The sequence below is a fragment of the Dokdonella sp. GW821-FHT11D02 genome, assembly GCF_058808595.1.
Map to the genome: position 1 here is coordinate 1,278,144 of NZ_CM179520.1, position 25,289 is coordinate 1,303,432.

The window sequence follows — 25,289 nt, forward strand, 5'->3', positions numbered from 1 at the left end:
GGACGAGCGTCGGCCGTATCCTAGCCTCGGGGTCGTGGTTAGTGCTGCGTTGCGGAGAAACAACCCAGTGCCTCGTCGCGCATCGGCCTCGACGGAGCGGCGATGGGACTGACGCGCCAGTTTTCAGGGGGAATGCATGCAAAAGAATGTTCTTGGTGTCTTGATGTCGACCTGCCTTGTGGCTGCTGTGGGCGATTTGGCGGCGCAAAGCTGCGCCTCTCCCGCCGCCCTATACAGCAACAGCATTCAGTACGGAGATACCTGCACATCGGCCAATTCCTTTCCTTCCTACCCCGGAGGGATTCCCAGTCCGCAAAACGACTTCGTCTACAGCTTCAAGTGGGCCCAGGAAAGAGGTGTGGTGACGATTGTCGTTTCCGGCAGGGGATCGTTGGCCGCTCCCGGTTGGGTGATTCTCGACGCCTGCGATCCGGTACAGGGACGCATCGTCGCCAGTGGTTCGAACCAGAGCGGCAGCGCGGCGGGAAAGGTTCCGAGTTTGATCGAAGGCGCGACCTACTACGTGGCGGTGACAACGGATCCCGGTGCAGGCCAGCCCAACAGCAATTGCGGCCCGTTCGAGATGACCATCGTCGGCTATTTGCCGGTCGAGCTCCAAAGTTTCACCGTTCAATAAAAAAGTTCATTTGTATTCACGGTGAGTGCCTTGGGATTGTTCTGCTCCCTACGGCGCGAGAGCAGAATGCTCTTTAATTTCTATATCGACGAGGAAATAAAAAATGAAAGCAGCCATTATTACTCTCGGCGCCTTGATGATCGCAGCGAATGCATTTGCGCAAACTTGCAGTTCGCCGCTACCGATTCCACGTTTCGGCAGCACTAGTGGCGATACCTGCACTTCCGGCAATCCGTTTCCCTCCTATCCGGGAGGAATTCCGAGTCCTCACAACGACGTTGTCTACAGCTTTCGCTTGCAACAAGATAACATCGGGGTGATTACCGTGCGAGGCTCGGCCTCTCTCCCTGCTCCGGGATGGGTGGTACTCGATGCCTGCGATCCCGTCCATGCGAACATTATTGCGTCGGGTTCCAACAACAACGGCACGGCGACAGCGGCACCGTTCAACCTGGACCCGGGAGTCATCTACTATTTGGTCATCACAACAGACCCGGGTGCGGGACAACCCAACAACACCTGCGGTCCATACACTGCAACCATAGATGTTCCGGTCGAGCTGCAGAGCTTTATCATTGAATAGGCTTCGGTGCGATCAATGAAAAGTATTCTACATTTTCTCTAGGTGGGGGAATTTCTGACTGCTTTTATGAGGTTTGAATATTTTTCTACTTTAATTTATAAAGAGATTTAAAATGAATGCTTTTCCTATAGCTCTTAGCGTGCTGTTGATCACAACGAACGCCGCTGCGCAAACTTGCGGTTCGCCGCTTCCGCTTAGGGCATTTACCGTCAATATGGGTGATACGTGCACGGCCGGCAATTCATTTCCATCCTTTCCCGGAGGAATTTCGAGCCCTCAGAACGACGTCGTATATCGTTTTACGATGACTGGAGACGACATGCTCGTCGAAGTTCGCGGAAAGGGTTCGCTTGCTGCACCCGGGTGGGTGGTAATGGATGCCTGCGATCCGGTTCACGCTAAGATTTTAGCGAGCGGGTCCAACTCGGGCGGAACGGCAACAAGTCCACATTTTACTTTGACAGCCGGAGAGGTCTACTACCTAGTCGTAACGACAGACCCGGGTGCGGGTCAGCCCAATACAAACTGCGGCCCATATTCTCTGACTGCGATTTGGGTGCCGGTCGAGCTGCAAAGTTTCACCGTTGAATGAAGAAGTTCATCTGATTCACGGTCAGCGCCTTAGTGGTTGTGCGGGTACCTGCAGCGCGGAGCAGGCAGCTCTATAAATTTCTTATCGACGAGACAACCGAAAGTGAAAGCCTTGCCTATCGTTCTTGGTATCCTGGTGGTCGCAACGAATGCGTCTGCACAAACTTGCGGCTCGCCGCTGCCGCTTAGCCCAAATTATGTTGATGTGCGTGATACCTGCGCGGCCGGCAATTCGTTTCCATCCTTTCCGGGGGGAATTCCTAGCCCTCAGAACGACGTCGTTTACAGCTTCGTGGCAGTAGAGTCCCCCATAGCCGTAGAGGTTAGGAGAACGGGGCCCCCCCCGCTTGATGCGCCCGGCTGGGTCGTGATGGATGCCTGCGATCCGGTGCACGCTACGATTGCGGCGAGTGGATCCAACTCAGGTGGAATGGCCACGAGTCCACCCTTTAGTTTGACGGCCGGGGCGACCTATTATCTGGTCGTGACGACGGACCCAGGGGCGGGTCAGCCCAACACGAGTTGTGGTTCTTATTCTTTGAGCGTGAGGGGTTTTCCGGTCGAGTTACAGAGCTTTATCGTGGAGTGAGGCGGCTCCGCTATCCGGCTCGCCGCGAGCATGGCTCACGGCATGATCTGGAAATCGTCTTTTTCATCGCCTACTTAGATGACCGCGCGTAGCCCAATTGGACGCGCGTGGAGCGAGCTCCGCGCCGAGCTCAACCGAACTGCGCGTCCGTCATCTCGAGCAGGTTCGCCGCGCCGCTGCGCATTGCCGCTGCATGCGTATGGATGCGCGGCAGGATGCGCGCGAAGTAGAAGCGCGCGGTGAGGCGCTTTGCCTCGCGGAACTCCGGCGATTGTTTGGAGGCGTCGGCCGCGACCACGCTGCGCGCCCACAGGTAGGCGAGCGCGATGTAGCCGGAGTAGAAGAGATAGTCGTAGGCGGCGCCGCCGATTTCTTCGGCGTTGGTGCTGGCGCGTTTGCCGAGTTCGAGCGTGAGTTCGCCCCATTCCTTCGCCGCGGCGGCGAGCGGACCGACGAATTCGGCCAGCTTCGTATCGCTCGCGTGCTTGGCGCAGAACGCACCGATCTCGGCCAGGAAATGTTTCAAGCCGGCGCCCTGCAGCTGCATGATCTTGCGGCCGAGCAAGTCGTTTGCCTGGATCTGGGTGGTGCCTTCGTACAGCGTGGTGATGCGCGCGTCGCGCGCGAACTGCTCCATGCCGTTCTCGACGATGAAGCCGTGGCCGCCGAAGATCTGCAGGCCGTGATAGGTGCATTCGATGCCGGCCTCGGTCAGAAGGCCCTTGACGATCGGCGTCAGGAACGAGACCAGGGCTTCGGCGCGTTCGCGTTCGGCGGCGTCCTCGCTGTGCTTGCGGATGTCTTCGTGCAGGTACGCGTACAGGCCGAGCAGGCGGCCGCCTTCGGCGAACGCCTTCTGCGTCAGCAGCATGCGGCGCACGTCCGGATGCACGATCAAAGGATCGGCCGGCTTGTCGGGAAACTTCGCGCCCGAAAGCGAGCGCATCTGCAGGCGCTCGCGCGCGTAGGCGAGCGAGTTCTGATAGGCGCGTTCGGTCAATCCCAAACCTTGCAGGCCGACCGCGAGGCGCGCGGTATTCATCATGGTGAACATTGCGGCCAGGCCCTTGTTCGGCTGGCCGACCAGCCAGCCTTCGGCACCGTCGAAGTTCATCACGCAGGTGACCGAGCCGTGGATGCCCATCTTGTGTTCGATCGAACCGCACACGGCCGCATTGCGCTCGCCGACTTTGCCGTCCTTGCCGACTTTGAATTTCGGAACCAGGAACAGCGAGATGCCCTTCACTCCGGCCGGCGCGTCCGGCAGGCGCGCGAGCACCAGATGCAGGATGTTGTCGACGAAATCGTGCTCGCCGGCGGTGATGAAGATCTTGGTGCCGCTGATGCGATAGCTGCCGTCCGCGTTCGGCTCGGCCTTGGTCTTGAGCAAGCCGAGGTCGGTGCCGCAATGCGGCTCGGTCAGGCACATGGTGCCGGTCCATTGGCCGCTCACGAGCGGCTTCAGGAACACCTCGCGCTGCCAGTCCTCGCCGTGATGCTCCAGCGCCGAGGCGGCGCCGTGCGAGAGCATCGGGTAGTTGCCCCAGGACATGTTCGCCGCGTCGATCATTTCCTTCAGCGACGCGCCGAGCGTTTCCGGCAGGCCCTGGCCGCCGAAGCGTTCGTCGGCGACGAGGCCGATCCAGCCGCCGTCGACGTACTGCAAGAACGCTTCCTTGAAGCCTTTCGGCGTGCGCACGCTGTGCGTTGCTTTGTCGAAGCTGCAGCCTTCCTGGTCGCCGCTGTGGTTCAACGGCGCCAACACTTGTTCGGTGAAGCGCGCTGCTTCGTCGAGTACGGCGTCGACGACGTCGCGCGTCGCGTTGGCGCAGCCGGGCAGGCGGGCGTAGGTCGATTCCACGTCGAGCACGTCGTACAGCGCGAAACGCAGATCGGCGAGCGGGGCGGCATAGCGGCTCATCAGAACACTCCGAGATCAGGGGACGCCGGCTCGCGCCGGACAGACGTGCGAATGCGCTCAGCGATAGGTGTCGGGCACGCCCGGCACCGGCGACAGCCGGCTCGAACGCTCGAACGGAAAACTTTCCTTCGGCTCGCTGGTGTCGATGCGGCCTTTGAGCGTGTAGGCGAAATCGCCGCTGGTCGGCAGCTTGCTCGATGCCTTCAGGGTCGCCACCACGACGTCGCCGGCGTTGCCGACGATGTCGATGTTCGGTGCGATCGTGACTTCGCCGACGTCGGTGCCGGCGATCGTCACCGTCGCGCTCAAGGCGCTGTAACGCATCGGCATGGTGCTGAAGTTCTGGATGCGCAGTTCGAGCTTCCAGCTGCCGTCGGGCTGCACGCTCAGCTGCTGGATGCTCGCCGTCGAGGGATGCACGCGCCGGGCCGGGCCGCTGCTGCATGCGGTCAGGACGCAGGTCAGGGCGAGTGCGGCGAACAGAAAGCGCAGCGACATGATGGCCTCAAACGGTCGTTCGAATCGGACCTCTAGCCTATCCAAGTTCGCGGCGCGCCGCAAAGCGCGAATCGGCCTCAATCGGCGCGCGCCGCATCCTTCACTGCGAACGCCGCGCGGCGCGCGGCGAACTCGGCGATCGGCACTTGGCGCAGCACGCGTCCGGCGCTGAGGCGCACCACTTCGTCGGCGAGTGCGCCGACCTCGTCGGCATGGTGGGTGACCAGCACGGTGAACACGCGCAGCTCACGTTTCAGCCGGCGCAGATGATCGAGTACCTGCACGCGTGCTTCGGCGTGCAGGCCGGTCAACGGTTCGTCCAGCAGCAGTGCGCGCGGCCCGCGCAACAGCGCGCGGCCGATCGCGACGCGCTGCCGCTCGCCGCCGGAAAGATTGTGCGGCCGGCGTTCGAGCAAGGGGGCGAGTTCGAGCAGCTCGACGGCGGCGGCGAAGTCGGCGCCGTGCTCGGCTTCGCGCGAGGGAGCGCCGTAGAGCAGGTTGTGGCGCACGCTCAGATGCGGGAACAGGCGGCCGTCCTGGAAAACGTAGCCGAGGCGCCGTCGCGCCGGCGGCACACAGATATCGGCGGCGCTGTCGAACAGCACTTCGCCGTCGAGCACGATGCGCCCCGATTGCGGCGAGAGCAGGCCGGCGATCGCGTTCAGCACGCTGGTCTTGCCGGCACCGGAATGACCGAACAAGGCCAGAGTGCGCGCCTCGGAGCGGAACGCGAGGTCGAGCTCGAGTTCGCCGAGCGGATGGCGCAGCTGCAGCTCAAGCATCCTCGCGCCTCCGCCACGGTGCGCCGCCGGCGACCAGGGTCGCGCTCGCGCTTGCGATCAGCGCGACCAGCAAGGAGACCACGGCGAGCCGCTGCACGCCCGGCATGCCGCCGGGCACGTTTAGCAGTTCATAGATCGCGATCGGCAAGGTGCGCGTCTCGCCGGGAATGTTGGAAACGAAGCTGATGGTCGCCCCGAATTCGCCGAACGCACGCGCGAACGCGAGCACGCAGCCGGCCGCGATGCCGCGCAATGACAAGGGCAGGGTGATCGTCGCGAAACGCCGCCAAGGTCCGGCACCGAGCGTTTCCGCAGCCGCTTCGAGACGACGGTCGACGCTGTCGAACGCGGCGCGGATCGACAGCACCAAGAGCGGAAAACCCATCACGGCGGCGGCGATCACCGCGCCCGTCCAGCGGAACGCGACGACGATGCCGAACGCGCCGAGCAGCTTGCCGAGCGGGCCATGCACGCCGAACAGCGCGAGCAGTGCGTAGCCGGTGACCACCGGCGGCAGAATCAAGGGCAGGAACAAGAAGGATTCGAGCAAGGTGCGCCCGGCGAAGCGCTTGCGCGACAGCAGCCAAGCCAGACCGAGCGCGAACGGCAGCGCACCGAGCACCGCGAGCAGACCGACGCGCAGGCTGAGCCAGAGCGCCTCCCACTCGTCCGGCGCGAGCGGGCTCATGCGCGGGCCGGCCGCGCCGAGCGCGGGCGCTCAGCGTTGCGGCGGCGCGTCGAATCCATAGCTGCGGAAGATCGCTTGTTGCGCCGGTGCGCGCAAGGCATCGAGCAGCTTGCGCGCGGCCGGCGTGTCGTGCGCGGCGATCAGCGCGGCCGGATAGACGATCGGCGCGTGGCTGTCGCCGGGGAAGGTAGCGACCACGCGCACGGCCGGCTCGGACGTCGCGTCGGAGCGATAGACGACGCCGAGCGGCGCCTCGCGCTTGGCGACGAAGTTCAATGCGGCACGCACGTTGTCGGCCGCGACGATGCGCGCGGAGACGCTGTCCCACACGCCGAGTTGAGTCAGCGCCGCCTTGGCGTACTTGCCGGCCGGCACGCTGTTCGGCTCGCCGAGGGCGAGCTTGCCGTCGGCGCCGAGCGCGCCGGCGAGGTCGAAGCCGCGTGCGATCGCCAGCTGGGTGCTGCTGTCCTTCGGTGCGACGAGCACCAACGCGTTGCCGAGCAGATCGCCGCGCGAGTCGGTCACGATCAGCTTGCGCTCGGCGACGTAGTTCATCCAATCCTGATCGGCTGAAATGAAGATCGCCGCCGGTGCGCCGGCCTCGATCTGTTTGGCCAGTTGCGAACTCGCCGCGTAGCTCGCCTTGACCTCGCCGAGCGCGGCGACTTCAGGCGTGGCGAGAATGCGATCGAGCGACGGTTTCAGGCTGGCGGCCGCGAACACCAGCACGCCTTCGGCGCGCGCGGCGAACGGCGTCGCGAACACGACCAGGCAGAGCAGACGAAAAGCGGCGAGCAGCGTGCGCGAAACGGAAAGACGCGTGCGATTCATCGGAAGACGCCCCTGGCAGCGATGGATACGGCGGAACATATCGCGTTCCCGGTCCGCTGCAAACGGCGCTCTGGTCGATGCGCCTGCGTCGCCGGCATCGAGTCGGTGGTGAGGCCATGCTATATAGTCATTTGACTATATCGATACCGCGACACGCGGACTGGGGTCGGTAAGCCTATGTCGAAGGGGAGGGCGGTCGCGCTGGCGATCGCGTGCGCGCTGGTGAGCGCTGCCGCGAACGCGGAGGAGGCGGCGAAAACAGTGGAAGCGGCGGTGCCGCTCGGTGTGGTCGAAGTGATCGGCAGCAGCGGCGATGTGTCGCCGTTGGGCGCCGACGTGCTCGACATCGAGGACATCCGCACGCAGGCGCGCCGCAACGTGGCCGAAGCGCTCGATCTTCTGCCCGGCGTCACGCGGCAGAACTTCGGCCAGCGGCGCGATTCGCTGGTGAACGTGCGCGGCTTCGACAGCCGCCAGGTCACCTTGTACGTCGACGGCGTGCCGGTGTACGTGCCCTACGACGGCAATCTCGATCTCGCGCGTCTCGGCGTGGACGGGCTGTCGCGCATCGTCGTGACCAAGGGGTTGACCTCGGTGCTGTACGGACCGAACGCGCTCGGCGGCAGCATCAACCTGGTCAGCCGGCGGCCGCAGGAACGCTTCGAAGGCCGCGCCTACGCCGGCTTCGATCTCGATCGTTCCGGCGACCTGCCGGCCTATCGCGCCGGCGGCCGCTTCGGCACCAACCAAGGCTCGTGGTACGCGCAGGCGAGCGCGTCATGGCAGGACGCCGATTACTACACGCTGCCGTCGGGCTATCCGCGTTCGGCCAATCAGCCGGGCAGCCGGCGCGCGAATTCCGGCGCGCGCGATCTCGATCTCTCCTTCAAGCTCGGCTGGACGCCGAACGCGACCGACGAGTACGCGTTGAATCTCTACCGCGTCGACGACGACAAAGAGACGCCGCCCTACGCCGGTCGCGCCGCCGGCGTCAGCGCGCGTTACTGGCGCTGGCCGAAGTGGGACAAGGACGGTGTCTATTTCCTCTCGCGCACACGCGTGCTCGATTCGGCCGATCTCAGCTTGCGGCTCTACTACGACAGCTTCCAGAACGAACTGCGTTCCTACGACGACGCCAGCTACACCACCCAGCGCCGTCCGTACGCATTCACCAGTCTGTACGACGATCACACCTACGGCTTCAGCGTCGCCTTCGAGCAGCGCTGGTCGGAAAGCCAGATCACGCGCATGGCGCTGCACGGCAAGCAGGATTTCCATCGCGAGAGCGACGCGGTTGGCGCGCCGTGGGAACGCTTCAAGGACCGCACCTGGTCGGCCGCGCTCGAACACGAATGGCGACCGAACGCCGCTTGGACGATCACGCCGGGCGTGTCGTGGAACCTGTTGCAGGCGCAGCGCGCCGACAACCTCGGCGCCGGCAACCGCATCGTGCCGTTCGCGGTCGGCAGCGACGTCGCCTTCAACGGCCAGCTGGTCGCGGCCTGGCAGGCCACCGACGAGCTGCAGCTGTACGCCGGCAAGAGCCGCAAGACGCGCTTTCCGACCTTGAAGGACCGCTATTCGTATCGGCTCGGCTCGGCCATTCCCAATCCCGGGCTGAAGCCGGAAGACAGCGACACGATCGAGGTCGGCGCACGCGGCTCGCGCGGTGCGTTCGGCTACAAGGTCGCCTTGTTCGACAGCCGCCTGCGCGATGCGATCCAGAGCGTCACGCTCGAACCCGCCGCGTGCACCTCGCCGCCGTGCTCGCAATTGCGCAACGTCGGTCGCGCGCGGCATCGCGGTGTCGAGCTGTCCGGCGATCTGGGGTTGTCTGATGCCTGGTCGCTGCGCGCGAACTACAGCTACGTGCAGCGGCGCAATCTGGCGCAGCCGTCGGTACTCCCAACCGATACGCCGCGACAGAAACTGTTCGCCGCGCTCGACTACCGTTTCGCGTCGCGCTGGCAGGCGACCTTGTCGGCCGATGCGGAAAGCAAGCGCTATTCCGCCAGCAACGGTGCGCGCGTCGCCGGCGGGTTCACGGTCATCGACGCCGGTGTGCGTGGACCGCTCGCTTCGTTCGAGCTCGGCTTCGGCGTGCGCAACGCACTCGATCGCCGCTACAGCTATCAAGAAGGCTTCCCGGAAGCCGGGCGGACCTTTTTCGCTGAACTCGGCAAGACGTTTTGATGCGCAAGGAGAACGGCATGACGATTTTTAAGCGGCACGGCCTGGCCTGGGCCTTCGCACTCGCGGCGTGGCTGACGGTCGGACCGGCGCAAGCCGAACGCGCGCCGGCGACCACGGCGGCCGCGGCGCCAGCGGTGGTCACGATCGGCGGCGAAGTGAGCAAGCCCTTGCGGCTCGACGCGGCCGCGTTGGCGAAGCTGCCGCGGCAGACGATCGCGGCGAACGATCACGGCACGCCCGGTCGCTGGGAAGGCGTGCGTCTTATCGATCTTTTGCGCGAGGCCGGCGTGCCGACCGGCGAGACCTTGCGTGGCAAGGCGCTCGCGCTGTACCTGCGCATCGACGCGGCCGACGGCTATCGCGCGGTGTATGCATTGGCCGAGCTCGATCCCGGTTTTCGCGATGCCGAAGTCATCCTGGCCGACCGCCGCGACGGCAAGCCGCTGGACGCGAAAGAGGGACCGTTCCGCATCGTCGCGGCCGGCGAAAAGCGCCCGGCGCGCTGGGTGCGCCAGGTCGTCGCGATCGACGTACTGCGTGCGCCGGAGAAATAGCTCTACCATCGATCCGCCGCCGAGTGCGATCGAGACCGCCGCCATGACCGCGAAGAACAAGCCCGCCGACGCGCTGCATCTGCGCGTCACGCTCGCACCGGGAATCGCGCTCGGTCCGGGCAAGGCCGATCTGCTCGCCGGCATCCGCCAGACCGGTTCGATCGCCGCTGCAGGCCGTGCGATGCGCATGAGCTACAAGCGTGCCTGGCAGCTGGTCGAGGAGCTCAACGGCAGTTTCCGCGAGCCCTTGGTCGAGGCGAGTAAGGGCGGCTCGGGCGGCGGCGGTGCGCGGCTGACGCGGATCGGCGAGGACGTGCTCGCGCGCTACTCGCGCCTGCGCGAGGCGGCGGCGAAGACGATCGCCGTGGACGTCGCCGCGCTGCGCCGGCATTTGAAGTAAGCCGCGCGCCGAGTCGCGCGGCAGGCATATGTTTACAACCATGTGTCAGTTCCGCGGCGCAGCAAGCGCAGCGGAAGATCGGCCGACCATTCGGGGAGCGAAACCGCACGCCATGAACCGCCATGCACTCTTGCTCGCGTCCGTCGCACTGTCCGCGTTCACCGCGCCGGCGCTCGCCTACGATCTGAACGACTGGCCGGTGCACTACACCTTCGGCGACGGCACCGACATCGGGCTGACCGGCGTCTATCGCTACGACATCAACGAATTCAGCGACGACACCCTGCCCAACGGCAGCTCGCGCTTCGAGGATTCCCATACCAACCGGCGCAAGGAACTCGGCCTGACCTTGAAGAAGAAGGGCGTCTACGAAGCCACCATCGCCTACGAATATCAAGCCAAGAGCTGGCAGGACGTCAACCTTCGTCTGCAGTCGAAAGCGTTTTTCGGCCAGGACTACGGCGCGTTTCGCTTCGGCTATTCGAAGACGCCGGTCGCGTTCGAAGGCGTCACTTCGTCGAAGGCGACTTCCTTCCTCGAACTCTCGCTGCCGGCACAGGCGATCTTCGAAGGCCGCCGCACCGGCATCGACTGGGCGTTCGAGCGGCCGCAGTACCTGGTCAATCTCGGCTACTACTGGGGCCAGGACCTGCAAGGCGACAACGACGGCACCACCATCGGCGGCCGCGTCGCGTGGACGCCGCGCAAGGGCGAGGGCGACGTCGTCCATCTCGGCGTATCGGCGTCGGAGGAAAGCCCGGACGCGACCACCAACGGTCGCGGCGTGCGCAGTTCACCGAGCGCGCGCATTCGCTCGGTGCCGGAAGCCGGCCTGACCACCGTGCGCCTGATCGACAGCGGCGCGCTCGGTGACGTCGACGACATCCGCCGCTACGGCCTGGAAGGCTTGTGGATCGCCGGCCCGTGGTCGGTGCAGGGCGAGTGGCTCAATGTCGACGTTGCGCGCAAGGCCGGCAAGCCCGACTACTCCGCCGACGGCTTCTACGTGTTCGGCAGCTGGGTCGTCACCGGCGAAGCGCGCCCTTACAGCGGCGGCAACACCAGCAACCTCAAGCCGAAGGGCCCGTGGGGAGCGTGGGAGCTGCTGCTGCGCTACAGCCAGCTCGACCTCAACGACACCCTCGTCAAAGGCGGCAAGCAGCACGATTGGACACTCGGCGCGAACTGGTATCTGACCCAGCACTTCAAGTTCCAGGCGAACTACATCTGGGCGAACAGCGACCGCGCCGGGCTTGCGCTCGATCCGCGGATTTTCGAGTTGCGCGCGCAGATCTATTTCTGATCGCTGCACACTCATCTCACAGCTGCGCGTCCGGTGTGAAACGGACGCGGAAACTCATCGCCGGCGCATCTTCGTCTTGGCCAACCGGGCTTCCAGATTCTTCAGCACGATTGCCGAGGAGACGTAGTCGCCAAGGCGTTTCGCGCTTTTGCGCGTGGACAGTCCACGCGCGATGAATTCTTCCTGCGCGGGGGGTTTGTCGATTTGTGCGCGCACCGACTTCCCGGCCACGTTTGATGGCGTCTCGCCTTCTTGCGAGACGGCTTCGGTGGCTTCGCGCAAAGCGCGATCGACGCTCGGCGAGGGAAAGCTCGAAGTCTTCATGGCAGAGGTTGCGTTGAAATTGCTACGCATGATCCCACGCGCGAGATCGGTGATGCGATCTGCGCCGCATCGGCGGGTTGTCTCACCAAACTTCTCCTGGTCGCCAATCGGTCGACAACCGACTGCGCAGATCCAGCGCGGCCGGCGTGCGCGGCAGCCGGTGAATCATGACCTGCTCGTCGGGTGTTTCGATTTCCGCGCCGGAAGGATCGCGGTACGACAACGAACCCAGCCACAGCTCCCAGCCGAGGCCGCGGTAATAGCCGTGCTCGGATGGCGACAGCGCGGCGAGCGCGAAATCGCCGAGCAGGGGCGGGATGCGAGCGAGCAGCGCGCTCGCATAGCCCTTGCCCTGATGCGTCGGCGCGGTCGCCACGGCTTCGAGGTAGGCGCAGCGCATGGGCGGCAATCCGTCAGCGCGCAGCTCGCGTTCGATCCAGGCGGCATGGCTGACCAACTCGCCGTCGAGCCGCGCCAGCACATGCGTCGCCGGCGACAGCAGCTCGAGGAATGGCGAAAAATCTTCTTCGTACGCACGCGAGCACAGCTCGAGCAGCTCTTCGCGCAAAGCGCCGTGCATCGCCTTGCTCGGCACAAGGCTGAAGTCGAGACGCGAGCCGCTGTTCGTCGTAGCGGAGGAAAGGTGAGAGTGCATCGGTAGGAGATCAGGGTGACAGCTGCTGTCGCAAGCCTACGAAGCTTGATGTCGAACTCCTACAGACATCGGCTTCGTAGCGGCGATGATTCCAGGGAACGACCGCTCACCGAGAGCATACGCAATGCAACTCTCGATGGTCGCTTTGCTAGCATCACACCATGTCATCCTCTTCTTCCCGCGCCGAACACATCCTGCATTCGGTCTTCGGCTATCCCTCGTTCCGTGGCGAGCAGCAGGCGATCGTCGAACACGTCGCCGGCGGCGGCGACGCTCTGGTCCTGATGCCGACCGGCGGCGGCAAATCGCTGTGCTATCAAATCCCGGCGCTGCTGCGCGAGGGTTGCGCCGTGGTGGTGTCGCCGCTGATCGCGTTGATGCAGGACCAGGTCGACGCGCTGCGCCAGCTCGGCGTCGAGGCGGCATTCCTCAATTCCAGCCTCGATGCGCAGGCGCAGTTCGAGGTCGAACGGCGCTTCGCGCGCGGCGAACTCAAACTTCTGTACGTTGCGCCGGAGCGGCTGCTCAGCGAGCGCTGCTTGGATCTGATCGCGCGCACGCCGGTTTCGCTGTTCGCCATCGATGAGGCGCATTGCGTCTCGCAATGGGGTCACGACTTCCGCCGCGAGTACCGCGAGCTGACTCTGCTGCACGAGCGCTTCCCGCAGATTCCGCGCATCGCGCTGACCGCCACCGCCGACGCGCCGACGCGTTACGAGATCGTCGAACGGCTCGCGCTCGAATCGGCGCACCAGTTCGTCGCCAGCTTCGACCGTCCCAACATCCGCTATCACGTGGTCGAAAAGGACGATGCGCGCAGCCAGCTGAAGGATTTCCTGACCGCGCACCGCGGCGAATCGGGCATCGTCTATTGCCTGTCGCGGCGCAAGGTCGAGGACACCGCCGAGTGGCTGGCCGGCGAGGGCGTCGCCGCGCTGCCGTATCACGCCGGCATGGAGGCCAGCTTGCGCGCACGCAATCAGCAGCGCTTCCTGCGCGAGGACGGTCTGGTGATGGTGGCGACGATCGCGTTCGGCATGGGCATCGACAAGCCGGACGTGCGCTACGTGGCACATCTGGATCTGCCCAAGAGCATGGAAGGCTACTACCAGGAAACCGGGCGCGCCGGACGCGACGGTCTGCCGGCCGACGTCTGGCTCTGTTACGGCCTCGGCGACGTCGTCACGCTGGCGCAGTTCATCGCGCAGTCGGAGGCCGGCGAAGAGCGCAAGCGCTTGGAGCGGCGCAAGCTCGACGAACTGCTCGGCTACGCCGAAACGACCGCATGCCGGCGCCAGCGCCTGCTCGCCTATTTCGGCGAAACCCTGGCCGAGCCTTGCGGCAATTGCGACAACTGCCTCGATCCGCCGCAGACCTGGGACGCGAGCGTGACCGCGCAGAAGGCCTTGTCGTGCGTCTATCGCACCGGCCAACGCTTCGGCGTCGCGCACTTGACCAGCGTGTTGCGCGGCGAGGAGGACGACCGCGTGCGCTCGCTCGGCCACGACCAGCTCAGCACCTTCGGTATCGGCGCTGAGCTGGACAAGCAGCAGTGGCGCGGGGTGTTCCGCCAGCTCGTCGCGATCGGCCTGTTGGCGCCGGACGAGGAAGGCTACGGCACGCTGCGGCTGACCGCGGCCAGCCGCGAGGTGCTGCGCGGCGAGCGTCCGGTGCGCCTGCGCCGCCAGGCCGATCGCGCCGGCCGCCGCGCGCGGCGCCAGTCTGCGCGCGGCGAGCGCGCGCGTGCGTTGCTGGAGATCGCTCCGCACGAAACCGATCGTTGGAATGCGTTACGGGAATTGCGCGCTCGCCTGGCCAAGGAACAGGGCGTGCCGGCCTACGTGATCTTCCACGACGCGACCCTGTTGGCGATGCTGCGCGAGCGGCCGCAGAGCCTGCCGGCGCTCGGCGCGATCAGCGGCGTCGGCGAACGCAAGCTGGAACGCTACGGCGAAGCCTTCCTGGCGCAGCTGGCGTCATGAAGAAAGAAGGGCCTATTCACGCGGCGGTAAGACGCAGCGGCCGGTGAACCGGCTAGACTTGGCGGGCGCCCGCTCCCGTGCGCTCCACGTTTCCCTCTTTCGATACAACGCATGGGTCGACGCCCCCTCCATCCGCATTCGCTGCAGGGCGACGCCCAGTCGAAGACGTTCGTAGCCAGCGGCGGCCGCACGGTCGGTCGCGGCGGCGCCGGTTTGCTGGTTGGTCTGTGCGTCATCGTCGCGGCGCTGGCCGGCTGCGCGACGCCGCGCCTGCCGCAGCTGCCCAACGAGACGCCGGAAAACTGGCGGCACGCGCCGGCGAACGACGCGGCGCTCGGCGCGGCGCCCGATCTGCGCGGCTGGTGGAAGGCGTTCGACGACGCCGAACTCGACCGCCTGATCGAACGCGCGCTGGCCGACAACCTGAGCATCCAGCAAGCGGCTTTGCGCATCGGCGCCGCGCGTTCGCTCGACGGTCACACCTACGCGGCCTATCTGCCGCAGGCCGGCGTACGCACCTTCGCGGAACCTGTGCCCGACAACAGCGCCAGCTACTTCCAGGCCGGTTTCGACGCGAAATGGGAGCTGGGCCTGTTCGGTCGCGCCAAGAGCCACGCGCGCGTCACCGCCGGCGACCTCGGCATCGCCGAGGCCGAGGCGCAGGCGGCGCGCGTCAGCGTGGTCGCCGAAGTCGCGCGTACCTACGTCGTCCTGCGCGGCGCCGAGCAGCGCCTGCGTCTGCTCGAACAGACCCTCGAACTCGCGCGCGGCAAGGTCGAGCTGACCGCGACGCGGCAGCGCCTGCGTCTCGCCGCGGCCAACGATCTCAGCCGCGCCAAGGCCGAGCAGGTCGCGGCGGAAGCCAGTTTGTACGAACCGCGTCTGACCATCGAGCGCTGCCGGCAGCAGCTCGCCGCTCTGCTCGGACGCAATCAGCTCGACGCCGCTCTGCTCGCCGACGGCGCTCCGCCGCGGCTCGGCGCGCTGCGCATCGCCAGCGCGCCGGCCGATTTGTTGCGCACGCGCCCGGAAATCCGCCGCGCCGAAAGCGAAGTGCTGAAAGCGGCCGGCGAACTCGGCCTCGCCCACGCCGATCTGTATCCGCGGCTCGGCATCGGCGGTTCGCTCACCTATGCGGCGCGCGTGATCGGCCACACGCGCCTGTCCGACGCCGACGGCATCGTCACGGTCGGTCCGGCGATCGACATACCGCTGCTCGATTGGGGCGCCCGCCAGGCGGCGGTCGACGCGCGCGACGCGGCCTTGTCGGCCAGCGTGCTGGCCTACCGCCAAGCCGTGCTCGACGGCGTCGCCGAGGCCGAGATCGCGCTGGCCACCCTGCAGCAGCAGAGCGAGCGCGTCGACACGCTGGCACGCGGCGTCGACGGCTTGGAAAGCGGCGCCGCGGCGACTGCCACGCTGGGCCGGCTCGGCCTCGCCGACAACTTCGATCGCAACGCTGCGGACGTCGCTTTGTTGCAGGCGCGGCTGGAGGCGGCGCAAGCGGAGCAGGAACGCAGCATCGCCTTTATTTCTTTGTATAAAAGCTTGGGCGGCGCGCCGCTGCCGCCGGCGGCAGCGAGCGCAGCGGGGAATGGTGCGTCGAGCAAGGGCACGTCGAGCAAAGGAATGCCCTGATGGTGCCTTTAGCACGCAAGACCCTCGTGTACGAGTGGCGGCGCTTCCTGCCGTCCGCGCTCGCCGTCGCGTTCTCCGGACTGCTGCTGCTGGTGCAGGCGGCGCTGGTGCTCGGCATCTTCAACAGCGCCGCGGTGTACATCAAGAAATCCGACGGTGATCTCTGGGTCGGTTATCCCGGGACGCAAAGCATCGAACTCGGCCGGCCGATTCCGCAGGACGCCGAGATCAAATTGCTGATGGATCCGGAAGTCGCACGGGTCGAGCCGTTCCGCTGGATCGACGGCGACTGGCGCGGTCCGCGCGACAAAGGCGGCGTGTCGGTGTTCGTCTCCGGCATCGACACGCGGCCCGACGCGATGATGTTCGCCGACGTGCTGCAACCGGCGCTGCGCGCCAAGCTCGACGAACCCGACAGCGTCATCATCGACCGCGCCGACCTGGCCAAGCTCGGCCTCGACGTCGGCGCGCAGGCGGTGATCAACGGCAAGCGCGTGCGCGTGGTCGGCGTCGGCAACGGTCTGCGCGCGCTCGGCGGGGTCAACATTCTGACCTCGCTGGCGACTGCGCGGCGGCTCGAAGCGGACAATCCGAGCGGCGACGTCGCCTACTACGTGGTCAAGCTGCGCGACCCGCAGCGCGCCGAGGAAGTGCGCAAGCGCCTGCAGCCGAGCGGCACGCGTCGCTACGAGATCTGGACCCAACGCGCATTCGCACATCGCGCGGTGACGTACTGGATGTTCGAGACCGGCGCCGGCCTGGGCGTGATCTTCCTCGCCGGTGTGGTGTTCTTGGTCGGCGCGGTGATCACCAGCCAGACCTTGATGGGCGCCGTCGCCGGCTCGATTCGCGAATACGCGACCCTGCATGCGCTCGGCATCGGCTTCTCCGCCCTACGCGGCGTGGTGGTGAAGCAGTCGGCCTGGGTCGGCGCGTTCGGTCTGGTCGTCGGCGGATTCGTCACCGCGCTGATCGTCTGGCTCGCCTACCGGCGCGACGTGCCGGTACAGCTCGATCCGCTCACCGTCGCAATCTGCGCGCTGGCGGTGATGGGCATCGCGCTGGTTTCCGGCTTGATGGCGGTGCGCGCGCTGCGCCACGCCGATCCCGCCCTGTTGCTGCGGTGAGCCGGTGAGCGCAGCGCTGATCGCCGACAACGTGAGCAAGGCCTTCGTCAGCGGCGCGGTACGCACCGAGGTGCTGCGCGGACTGTCGGTCGAAGTGCAGTCGGGCGAGCTGACCCTGGTGTCGGGACCGTCCGGTTGCGGCAAGAGCACCTTGCTCGCGATCCTGAGCGCGCTGCTGCGACCCGACGGCGGTCGCGCGTTCGCGCTCGGTCAGGAGCTGGCGCGGCTGTCGGCGCGTGAGCGCGAGCGTTTCCGTTTGCGCCATACCGGCTTCGTGTTCCAAGGCTTCAATCTGTTTCCGGCGCTCAACGCGATCGAGCAGGTCGCGTTGCCGCTCGGCTATCTCGGCTTCGACGACGGCAGCGCGCGCCGGCGCGCCGAGGCGGCCTTGGAAGAGGTCGGCCTCGCCAGCCGCATGTATCTGAAACCGGCCGAACTGTCCGGCGGCGAGAAGCAGCGCGTCGCCATCGCCCGCGCGCTGGCGAAGGAGCCGCAGCTGTTGTTCGCCGACGAGCCGACCAGCGCGCTCGATGCGGCCAACGGTCAGATCGTGATCGACACCTTGCACCGCATCGCGCGCACGCACGGCGCGACCGTGCTCTGCGTCAGCCACGATCCGCGCCTGATTTCACACGCCGACCGCGTGCTCGCGATGGAAGACGGGCGCATCTTGTCCGACCGCCGCGTCACGGCCGAGGAGCGCGCGTGAACCGCGTTCGACCGCGCATCGACGCGGAGCAGCGCTTGATACGTGGCGTGCCGGCCGGTTTGCTACGCTGCCCCATCTGAGGAGGGAACCTGTGTCGGCAGTCTCCATAAAAGCGTTTTCGATTCGCCCGCTCGGCAGCGGTCGCCGTTTCGTCGCGGGCGTGATCGCCTTGCTGCTGGCCGGGTGTTCAGAAGGCGCGCACGAAAAAACCGCGGCGCCGATCGCGGCGGGCCCGTATCTGGCGATGGCGCGCGGCCAGGTCGACGTCGAGGGCGGCCTGATCCGCATCGTCGCTGCGCGCGACGGGCGTTTGGATGAAGTGCGCGTCGAGGACGGCGATGCGGTCAAGGCGGGGCAGGTGCTGGCACTGATCGATCCGCGCCAGGCCAAGATCGCGGTCGGCGCGGCTGATGCGCGCCTGGCACAGGCCGAAGCACAAGTGGGCGTGTTGAAAGCGAAGCTGCCGCAGGCGCAACAGCAGGCGCAGCGCATCGGCGAAGCCGCCGGGGCGGGCGCGGCGACCGGCCAATCGGCCGACGACGCGGCGACGGCGCTGGCGGTGCTGAAGGCCGAAGTCACGGCCGCGGAAGCGGCGATCAAGCTGGCGCGCCAGCAAGTGGAAGAGGCGCATGCCGAACTCGATGCGCGCACGCTGAAGGCGCCGGTCGCCGGACGTATCGTGCGCCGCACCGCGCACGTCGGCGATGCGGTGTCGGCCCAGCTCGGGACCGAATTGTTCCAGTTGCTGCCCGACCGCCCGCGTATCGTGCGCGCGGAACTCAACGAGGCCTACGTCGACCTGGTCAAACCGGGCATGCAGGCCGAGGTCGTGCGCGATTCCGATCAAGGTCAAGCGGTGCCCGCGCGCGTGCTGCGCGTCGGCGAGGTGTTTGGCACCAGCCGGCTCGCCGACGATCCGGTCGAACGCGCCGGCGCACACGACGTCGAGTGCGTGCTGCAACTCGACGGCGGCGAGTTCCGTATCGGTCAGCGCGTGCTGGTGCGCTTCAAACGCTGACGCGCCTGTCCGGCTCGCGCTGACATCGCGAGTCGAGCGCTTCTCGCGCGCGCCGGTTCGCGCGCTTTTTATCTCACGCTTTCCGTTATGGAAAAACGGCCGCCACGTTTTCGTGGCGAGCATCGGCTGGCCGCAACGGCCACGCCGACGGCCTTTGCGCCCCCCCAGATTCCTTGAATCCCATCCCAGAGGCGCGGCGCCGTCTCCGTCACAATACGATAGTTTCAAACGGTAAATTAAATTTAAGAAAGCCGTCGCTCGTACGTCCATCGTCCATCTTGGGAGGAGTCGCCATGATGAAAGACAGGTGCAAGCGTTTCTGTGCGGTGATGTTGTTCGGTCTGGCCGCGCCGCTCGCGGTCCACGCGGAAGAAGGGGATTACAGCGCGTGGCAGACCGGGCTCAATCTGCTGTTTCCGCCGCGTGCGGACAATCCGGTCACGGCAGCGCAGCGCAACGCGCCGCAGTATCCGCTGATCGACAACCCCGCCGGTTTCAACGACGGCTTCGTGCCGGGCAAGTTCGGCGTGTGGCAGACGGTGCAGGTCGATCCGAGCACCGGCGCCGCCTGCGCCGACGGTTCGCCCTACAAGTTCTTCATCAATCGCGCTCCCAACACCAGCAACATGCTGCTGTACATGGAGCCGGGTGGCGCTTGCTGGGATTACGCCTCGTGCGTGATCGGCGGCGACGGCGTGCGCAGCGCGATCAACATGCACGGCATCCCGGACTACTACATGAGTCTGGCTTACGCCGACGTCGACCTCTCCAGCCTCGGCAACGCGCTCGTCACCGCCCTTACGCACAACCTGATCACGCCGCTGGTCGAGCGCGTGCCGCCGTTCCTCGACTTCGTCAAAACGCAGTCGTGGACCTTGGTCTATGTGCCGTACTGCACCGGCGACGTCAGCGGCGGCGACAAGGTCGCGGTCTACACCGATGCCGACGGCGCCAATCCGACCGTGATCCACCACAACGGCGTACGCAACACGCGCGCGCTGGTCGCGTGGTTGAAGAACCATCTGCAACGCCCTGCGCAGCTGGTGCTGTCGGGCAGCAGCGCCGGCGGCGTCGGCAGCCTGATCAGCTACTACCCGCTGCGGCGTGACATCGCGCCCAACCGCGGTTTCCTCCTGTCCGACTCGGGGCCGTTGATGGGCGCACCCGTCGGCGCCGATCCGGCGCAGTATCCGTCGGTGCTGCTGCACGAAGAAATCCGTGAAACCTGGAATACGACCGCGTTCTTCAGCTATCTCTCCGCGGAAGTCGCCGGTCTCGACGCGAACGACTACGGCTCGGCCTACGCAGCGTTGTCGAACAAGCTGCCCAACGATCGTATGGGCGCCTCGCATTTCTGGCACGACCGGGATTTCTCCGACTACTCTTACGGCCGCTTCTACGCAGACAGCGCCGGCTCCAGCGGTGCCGCACGCGACGCATTGAATCTCGCGCGCTGGCGCATCGACACGGCGCGCCTGCGCGATACCTTGAGCGGGCTGCCGAATTTCGGCGGCTATTTCCCGCAGTACCGCGCGCTCAACGAGAGCCACTGCAACCTGATCGTGGATCTGAAGAACTCCGACATCCAGGATCAGAACCTCGAGCTGAAGAACTTCATCGACAGCGTGCTCGACGGCCAAGGGCCGGTGCTGCATGCGGCCGAGAGCAGCGACGCGGCCGATCTCGCCAAGCCGTCCAACCTGCTGTACCAGCTGGTCAACTTGGTTCTCGGTACCAGCGGCTGAGAACCCGTTCCGAGCCGGCGGCGAGGTGAGAATTCGCCTCGCCGCCGGTGACGAACGTGCGAATCGATGCGATGACTCCGAACCGTCCACCTTCTCCGCGCCGCGCGTGGGTCTATCTAGGCCTCGCCGCGCTGGCGCTTGCGATCGGCTACTACGCGACTCTGCCGCAGCCTTTGCCTCCGTCTGCGACGCCGTCGGCCGCAGCGAGCGGCGTCGCGGCCGCGCCGGCGCCCGCCGTCAAACTCGCGAAGCCTGCTGCGACCACCGCAGTGGCAGCGGCGCCGCCCGACGATCCGACCGCCGATTGGCAGGCCTTCACGCGTTTCAAGGAGCGCACGCAGAGCTTTCTGCGCGACGGCAGCCGCCTCGCGCCGGAGCAGCGGCGCGATGAAGCCGCTGCCTTGAGCGAACAGGTCCGGCGCTACGGCGAAGACCGCCATTTGGCCGGCGGCGAGGCGATGATGCTCGAGGTCGCGCTGGCGCGAATAGCGGTCGACGACCCGGCCGAGCTGAAGAGCGCGGTCGACGCCATCGCCGCGCGCTACAAGCTCGCCGCCGAGCAGGCGGCGCAGGCCGCGGCGGAACCCGATCCGCGCTTTCTCGACTACAAAGCGCGTGAAAAGGAAATCGTCGCGCGCGTGATGGCGATGAACGAGATTCCCGGCGGCCTCGATCGCAACGAGTATCTGCGCCAGGAGCTGCAGACCGCGCGCGAGGAAGCCTACCGGCGTTAACGCCGCCCGACTGCGCCGCAGAGGGCGAAAGCCGGCTGAAAGACACCCGCCGCTACCCTGTCGCCAGCGAAGAATCCCGCCGGGATTCGCGGATGGAAGATTCATGTCCCACTGGACGATCCTGTGCGACTTCGACGGTACCGTCTCGGTCGAGGACATCACCGATTCCCTGCTCGAACGCTTCGGCCGCCCCGGCTGGCAGGCGATCGAGCAAGCCTGGAAGCGCGGCGAGATCGGCTCGCGCGAATGCATGGAGCGGCAGATCGCCCTGGTCGACGCGAGCCGCGAAGAGCTCGACGCGCATCTGGACGAGATGGCGATCGATCGCGCCTTCCCCGCGTTCGCCGCGGCCGCGCGCGAGGCCGGCATGCCGCTGGCGGTGGTCAGCGACGGCCTCGATTACGCCATCCGGCGCATCCTCGGCGCTTACGGCCTGTCCGATCTGCCGGTGATCGCCAATCGCCTCGAAACGGTCGGTGCGCGCGGCTGGCGCCTCGATTTCCCCTACGGCAGCGCGAACTGCCGCAGCGGCAACTGCAAATGCTCTTGCGCCGGACAAGCACATGCCGAACGCCGGCGCGTGCTGCTGATCGGTGACGGCGCTTCCGATTTCTGCGTCGCCGGCGAAGCCGACCTCGTGTTCGCCAAGCACCGCCTGATCGAGCACTGCCGCGCGGCCGGCATCCCGTACGTGCCGATCGCCAGCTTCGCCGACGCGCTCGATCTGCTGCCGACCTTGATCGCCGGCGAGCTCGCCGCGCACGGCAGCGAACAGCCGCTGGCACCGTCTCTGCAGCCGGCCTGAGGCTGCATCCAATAGAACAGCCGGCGTCGTGTACGCCGGCTTTCGGCCGAAAGTTTCCCGATCCCGTGCCGCGCACGGCGGGTCCGTCCTCGTGGAGTTTTCATCCTTGAATACCGATAGCTCGAAAAACCGCCTCGTCGCCGGTCTCGATACGGCCGCAAGCGCCGACTTGTTCGACGCCGCCTGCAAGCTGATCCCGGGCGGCGTCAACAGCACCGCGCGCGCGACCTGGGCTGGCTGGTCGCCCTATCCGCTGTTCGTCGAGAGCGGGCAGGGCTCGCGCCTGCGCGACGTGGACGGCAACGAATACATCGACTACCTGCTCGGTCTCGGACCGATGATCTTCGGCCATCGGCCGGCGCGCGTGACGCAAGCGGTGGTCGACTTCATCCAGACGCGCGGCACCGTATTCGCGCTGCCGACCGCCGACGAAGCGCGCCTCGCCGAGAAAATCATCGCGGCGGTGCCCAGCGTCGAGCAGGTGCGTTTGTGTAATACCGGCACCGAAGCGGTGCTCTACGCCACGCGCCTCGCGCGCGCCTACACCGGCCGGCGCAAGATCATCCGCTTCGAAGGCATGTACCACGGCTTCTCCGACGGTGTGTACTGGAGCAAGCATCCGGCGATCGACAAGGCCGGCCCCGACGAGCGCCCGCTGCCGGTCGCGCAGGGCCCGGGCATGCCCAAGGGCGTGGAAGAGAATCTGATCATCCTGCCGTGGAACGACGCGCAGGTGCTCGCCGACACGATCGCGCGCGAGGGCGACAACATCGCCGCCGTGCTGACTGAGCCGGTGATGTGCAACACCGGCTGCATCCTGCCCAAGCCCGGCTATCTCGAAGCGATGCGCGAGCTCACCCAGCGCCACGGCATCGTGCTGATCTTCGACGAAGTGATCACCGGTTTCCGTCTCGGCCTGGCCGGCGCGCAAGGGCGCCTGGGCATCAAGCCGGATCTGTCGGTGTTCGCCAAAGGCATCGGCGGCGGTTTCCCGGTCGCCGCGATGGGCGGACGCGCGGACATCATGGCCCTGGTCGCCAACGGCACGGTGTCGATGGCGGGCACCTACAGCGCCAACGGCATCGCGATCTCGGCCGCGAACGCCGCGCTCGACGAGCTGGCGACGCCGGGTCTGTATCAGCAGCTCGACGCGGTTTCCGACCAGTTGCGCTTGGGCCTGGGCAAGGTTCTGAGCGACGCCGGACTGCCGGCTTATGTCGTCGGCATCGGTCCGCTGATGCAAGTCTGGTTCGCGAAAGAGGAAATCCACAACTATCGCGATGCCGAGCGCCGTGCCGACCAGGAGATTTTCCGCCGCTGGTGGCAAGGCATGCTCGAACGCCGCGTGCTGTTCCATCCGGGCGCTTACGAAAATCTGTTCGTGTCGACGGCGCACACGCCGGCCGACGTGGACGCCACGCTCGAAGCGGCGAAGCAAGTAGCGGCGGATCTCGCCTGCGCCGTGTAGGCGCGCGATCAACCAGAACCCCGCTCGAACGTTGACGGTCGCGCCGCCCGCTCTACCGGATTGGAGAGAGCGGGCGTGCTGTCGGCGCGGTGATCAATCCGCCAGTTCGTAGTCGAATTCGTAGAAGTGCTGGCCGCCCTCGGCGATGACGATCTTCATCGTGCCGCCGAGTCCCGTGAGTTCGCCGCTGCCCGAGCCGGGCACGACGATGATGTTGAGGTAGGTTTCGGCGGGCGTCCTGGTCGCGTTGTGCTGCAGCGAGAAGGCGCCGCGCTTGCCTTGCAGCGTGCCGGTCACGCGTTCGACTGCGACGTAGCCGCCGCTATCCTTGCTGTTGCCCGCGTACAGCATTTCGCCCTGGCTGCTCGCGTCGAGATCGCCGCGGAACTGCTTGTCGATCGACATGCGGCCGAGGCCGGCGCCCTCGCTCTTGTTGTAGGCTTCGAGCGGTTGCACTTTCACGTCGAATGCGCCTTTCACGTGGTGTTTCATCGTGACTCCTCGGTCGGTGCGGGAAACGTTCGCTGCGGGTCCGCCGATGGCGGACTGTACCGGTCCTGCGAGCAAGGCCAGCGCGATCAGTGAAACCGCGAACGTCTGCATGATGGCTCCTGCGCAGTAGGGCGGAGCGCCGCTGCGAAGAAAAGCTTAGCGAGCAGTGCGCTAGCCGGATTGAAGAAACGCGACATGGCGAAGAGCAAACCCATCCAACAGCGCGGCGTTCTGCACGCGCAACTCGACGCCAAAGGCTTTCGCCACGAACGCTACTGGCCCTCGTCCGATCTCGCGCCGTTCGTCGAACACTACTGGGCGGTCGACTGGGACCTCGACGAGGCCTGCGTGCGCGAGACCTTGCCGCACCCGGTCGTGCACCTCGTCGCCGAAAACGACGAGGCGATCCTCGGCGGCCCGGCAACGCGCCGCTGGACGGGCCGATTCGCGCCCAGCAAGGGACGCGTGTTCTCGATCAAGTTTCGCGTCGGCGGCTTCCGGCCTTTCGTCGCAGATCCGGTCAGTCGCTACGCCGATCGTCAATATTCCGCGCACGAAGTGTTCGGTGAACGCGCACGCTTCCTCGGACGCGATGTGCTCGCCGCCGCAGACCACCACGCCGCCGTCGAAGTCTACGAATCGTTCCTGCGCGCTTGCGATGCTCGCGAGGATCCGATCGTGGATCTCGTCGCCGGCATCGCCGCGCGCATTGCGGACGATCACGCCATCACGCGCATCGAACAGGTGGCAAAAGAGTTCGAGCTGACACCGCGCAGCTTGCAGCGGATGTTTCGCGACTACGTCGGCGCGAGTCCGAAGTGGCTGATCCAGCGCTATCGCCTGCACGAAGTGCTGGCGCGCATCGACGCGGGCGGCGCGATCGATTGGATCGCGCTCGCGCTCGATCTCGGCTACGCCGATCAAGCGCATCTGATACGCGACTTCAAAAAAATCGTCGGACGCACGCCCACGAGTTACGTTCGCGCGAAGGAATGAACGTGAGCTAAAGCATCGCGACCGAA

24 protein-coding genes are annotated in these 25,289 nt (G+C 66.2%); 16 read left to right on the top strand and 8 right to left on the bottom strand.

Annotated elements, in window-relative coordinates; translation table 11 throughout:
- Positions 1 to 136: 136 nt before the first annotated feature.
- Both AC3QL3_RS05390 and AC3QL3_RS05395 read left to right on the top strand, forming a co-directional pair.
- Complete coding sequence (locus tag AC3QL3_RS05390) at positions 137 to 637, top strand: hypothetical protein (protein ID WP_492897308.1); 501 nt, start codon at positions 137 to 139, stop codon at positions 635 to 637.
- Positions 638 to 740: 103 nt separating this feature from the next.
- Positions 741 to 1,220 carry a hypothetical protein gene (locus tag AC3QL3_RS05395; RefSeq protein WP_492897309.1) on the top strand — a complete coding sequence of 160 codons (480 nt, stop codon included), beginning with the start codon at positions 741 to 743 and terminating at the stop codon, positions 1,218 to 1,220.
- A 1,310-nt stretch (positions 1,221 to 2,530) separates the two neighbouring features.
- Here the strand turns inward: AC3QL3_RS05395 and AC3QL3_RS05400 are convergent.
- From AC3QL3_RS05400 to modA, 5 genes are all read right to left on the bottom strand, one after another.
- Positions 2,531 to 4,321 (bottom strand): acyl-CoA dehydrogenase C-terminal domain-containing protein, encoded by a 1,791-nt coding sequence (locus tag AC3QL3_RS05400; protein WP_492897310.1) that lies wholly within the window; start codon positions 4,319 to 4,321, stop codon positions 2,531 to 2,533.
- A gap of 57 nt (positions 4,322 to 4,378) precedes the next feature.
- Complete coding sequence (locus tag AC3QL3_RS05405) at positions 4,379 to 4,819, bottom strand: hypothetical protein (RefSeq protein ID WP_492897311.1); 441 nt, start codon at positions 4,817 to 4,819, stop codon at positions 4,379 to 4,381.
- A 77-nt stretch (positions 4,820 to 4,896) separates the two neighbouring features.
- On the bottom strand, positions 4,897 to 5,601 hold the full coding sequence (locus tag AC3QL3_RS05410) for an ATP-binding cassette domain-containing protein (RefSeq protein WP_492897312.1): 705 nt from the start codon (positions 5,599 to 5,601) through the stop codon (positions 4,897 to 4,899).
- Positions 5,594 to 6,289, bottom strand: a complete 696-nt coding sequence (modB, locus tag AC3QL3_RS05415) for a molybdate ABC transporter permease subunit (RefSeq protein ID WP_492897313.1) — start codon at positions 6,287 to 6,289, stop codon at positions 5,594 to 5,596. The genes AC3QL3_RS05410 and modB overlap by 8 nt, the downstream gene beginning before the upstream one ends.
- A 30-nt stretch (positions 6,290 to 6,319) precedes the next feature.
- Entirely contained in the window at positions 6,320 to 7,120 is an 801-nt protein-coding gene (gene modA / locus AC3QL3_RS05420) for a molybdate ABC transporter substrate-binding protein (RefSeq protein WP_492897314.1), read from the bottom strand.
- Positions 7,121 to 7,297: 177 nt separating this feature from the next.
- Here modA and AC3QL3_RS05425 point away from each other — a divergent pair, with 177 nt between their 5' ends.
- From AC3QL3_RS05425 to AC3QL3_RS05440, 4 genes are all read left to right on the top strand, one after another.
- Positions 7,298 to 9,313, top strand: a complete 2,016-nt coding sequence (locus tag AC3QL3_RS05425; RefSeq protein WP_492897315.1) for a TonB-dependent receptor plug domain-containing protein — start codon at positions 7,298 to 7,300, stop codon at positions 9,311 to 9,313.
- Positions 9,314 to 9,330: 17 nt separating this feature from the next.
- A complete protein-coding gene (locus tag AC3QL3_RS05430) occupies positions 9,331 to 9,867 on the top strand; it encodes a molybdopterin-dependent oxidoreductase (RefSeq protein ID WP_492897316.1) in 537 nt (178 codons plus the stop codon).
- A gap of 43 nt (positions 9,868 to 9,910) precedes the next feature.
- Complete coding sequence (locus AC3QL3_RS05435; RefSeq protein ID WP_492897317.1) at positions 9,911 to 10,267, top strand: winged helix-turn-helix domain-containing protein; 357 nt, start codon at positions 9,911 to 9,913, stop codon at positions 10,265 to 10,267.
- Between the two features lie 112 nt (positions 10,268 to 10,379).
- Positions 10,380 to 11,570, top strand: coding sequence for an OprO/OprP family phosphate-selective porin (locus tag AC3QL3_RS05440; RefSeq protein ID WP_492897319.1), 1,191 nt, complete (start codon positions 10,380 to 10,382; stop codon positions 11,568 to 11,570).
- A 54-nt stretch (positions 11,571 to 11,624) separates the two neighbouring features.
- On the opposite strand, the gene AC3QL3_RS05445 is transcribed toward AC3QL3_RS05440, so the two are convergent.
- Together AC3QL3_RS05445 and AC3QL3_RS05450 are read right to left on the bottom strand one after the other, a co-directional pair.
- Entirely contained in the window at positions 11,625 to 11,924 is a 300-nt protein-coding gene (locus tag AC3QL3_RS05445; RefSeq protein WP_492897320.1) for a YlcI/YnfO family protein, read from the bottom strand.
- A gap of 52 nt (positions 11,925 to 11,976) precedes the next feature.
- A complete protein-coding gene (locus AC3QL3_RS05450; RefSeq protein WP_492897321.1) occupies positions 11,977 to 12,549 on the bottom strand; it encodes a GNAT family N-acetyltransferase in 573 nt (190 codons plus the stop codon).
- A gap of 161 nt (positions 12,550 to 12,710) precedes the next feature.
- Here AC3QL3_RS05450 and recQ point away from each other — a divergent pair, with 161 nt between their 5' ends.
- From recQ to AC3QL3_RS05495, 9 genes are all read left to right on the top strand, one after another.
- Entirely contained in the window at positions 12,711 to 14,531 is a 1,821-nt protein-coding gene (recQ, locus tag AC3QL3_RS05455) for a DNA helicase RecQ (RefSeq protein WP_492897322.1), read from the top strand.
- A gap of 111 nt (positions 14,532 to 14,642) precedes the next feature.
- Positions 14,643 to 16,169: a TolC family protein gene (locus AC3QL3_RS05460; protein ID WP_492897324.1), complete on the top strand. Its 1,527-nt coding sequence runs from the start codon at positions 14,643 to 14,645 to the stop codon at positions 16,167 to 16,169.
- The gene (locus tag AC3QL3_RS05465; RefSeq protein ID WP_492897325.1) at positions 16,169 to 17,296 is read left to right on the top strand and encodes an ABC transporter permease; all 1,128 of its coding nucleotides are present in this window, start codon (positions 16,169 to 16,171) and stop codon (positions 17,294 to 17,296) included. The genes AC3QL3_RS05460 and AC3QL3_RS05465 overlap by 1 nt, the downstream gene beginning before the upstream one ends.
- A 4-nt stretch (positions 17,297 to 17,300) precedes the next feature.
- Complete coding sequence (locus AC3QL3_RS05470) at positions 17,301 to 18,005, top strand: ABC transporter ATP-binding protein (RefSeq protein WP_492897327.1); 705 nt, start codon at positions 17,301 to 17,303, stop codon at positions 18,003 to 18,005.
- Between the two features lie 91 nt (positions 18,006 to 18,096).
- Positions 18,097 to 19,023 (top strand): efflux RND transporter periplasmic adaptor subunit, encoded by a 927-nt coding sequence (locus AC3QL3_RS05475; RefSeq protein ID WP_492897328.1) that lies wholly within the window; start codon positions 18,097 to 18,099, stop codon positions 19,021 to 19,023.
- Positions 19,024 to 19,319: 296 nt separating this feature from the next.
- Positions 19,320 to 20,768 (top strand): pectin acetylesterase-family hydrolase, encoded by a 1,449-nt coding sequence (locus tag AC3QL3_RS05480; protein ID WP_492897329.1) that lies wholly within the window; start codon positions 19,320 to 19,322, stop codon positions 20,766 to 20,768.
- 71 nt (positions 20,769 to 20,839) lie between these two features.
- Positions 20,840 to 21,502 (top strand): hypothetical protein, encoded by a 663-nt coding sequence (locus tag AC3QL3_RS05485; RefSeq protein ID WP_492897330.1) that lies wholly within the window; start codon positions 20,840 to 20,842, stop codon positions 21,500 to 21,502.
- 103 nt (positions 21,503 to 21,605) lie between these two features.
- Positions 21,606 to 22,307 (top strand): MtnX-like HAD-IB family phosphatase, encoded by a 702-nt coding sequence (locus AC3QL3_RS05490; protein WP_492897331.1) that lies wholly within the window; start codon positions 21,606 to 21,608, stop codon positions 22,305 to 22,307.
- Between the two features lie 106 nt (positions 22,308 to 22,413).
- Entirely contained in the window at positions 22,414 to 23,775 is a 1,362-nt protein-coding gene (locus AC3QL3_RS05495; protein WP_492897332.1) for an aspartate aminotransferase family protein, read from the top strand.
- A gap of 93 nt (positions 23,776 to 23,868) precedes the next feature.
- Here AC3QL3_RS05495 and AC3QL3_RS05500 read toward each other — a convergent pair whose 3' ends face one another.
- The gene (locus tag AC3QL3_RS05500; protein WP_492897333.1) at positions 23,869 to 24,267 is read right to left on the bottom strand and encodes a DUF3224 domain-containing protein; all 399 of its coding nucleotides are present in this window, start codon (positions 24,265 to 24,267) and stop codon (positions 23,869 to 23,871) included.
- 195 nt (positions 24,268 to 24,462) lie between these two features.
- On the opposite strand from AC3QL3_RS05500, the gene AC3QL3_RS05505 reads away from it, so the two are divergent.
- Positions 24,463 to 25,263, top strand: a complete 801-nt coding sequence (locus tag AC3QL3_RS05505; RefSeq protein ID WP_492897334.1) for a DUF6597 domain-containing transcriptional factor — start codon at positions 24,463 to 24,465, stop codon at positions 25,261 to 25,263.
- The last annotated feature ends 26 nt before the right edge of the window (positions 25,264 to 25,289 follow it).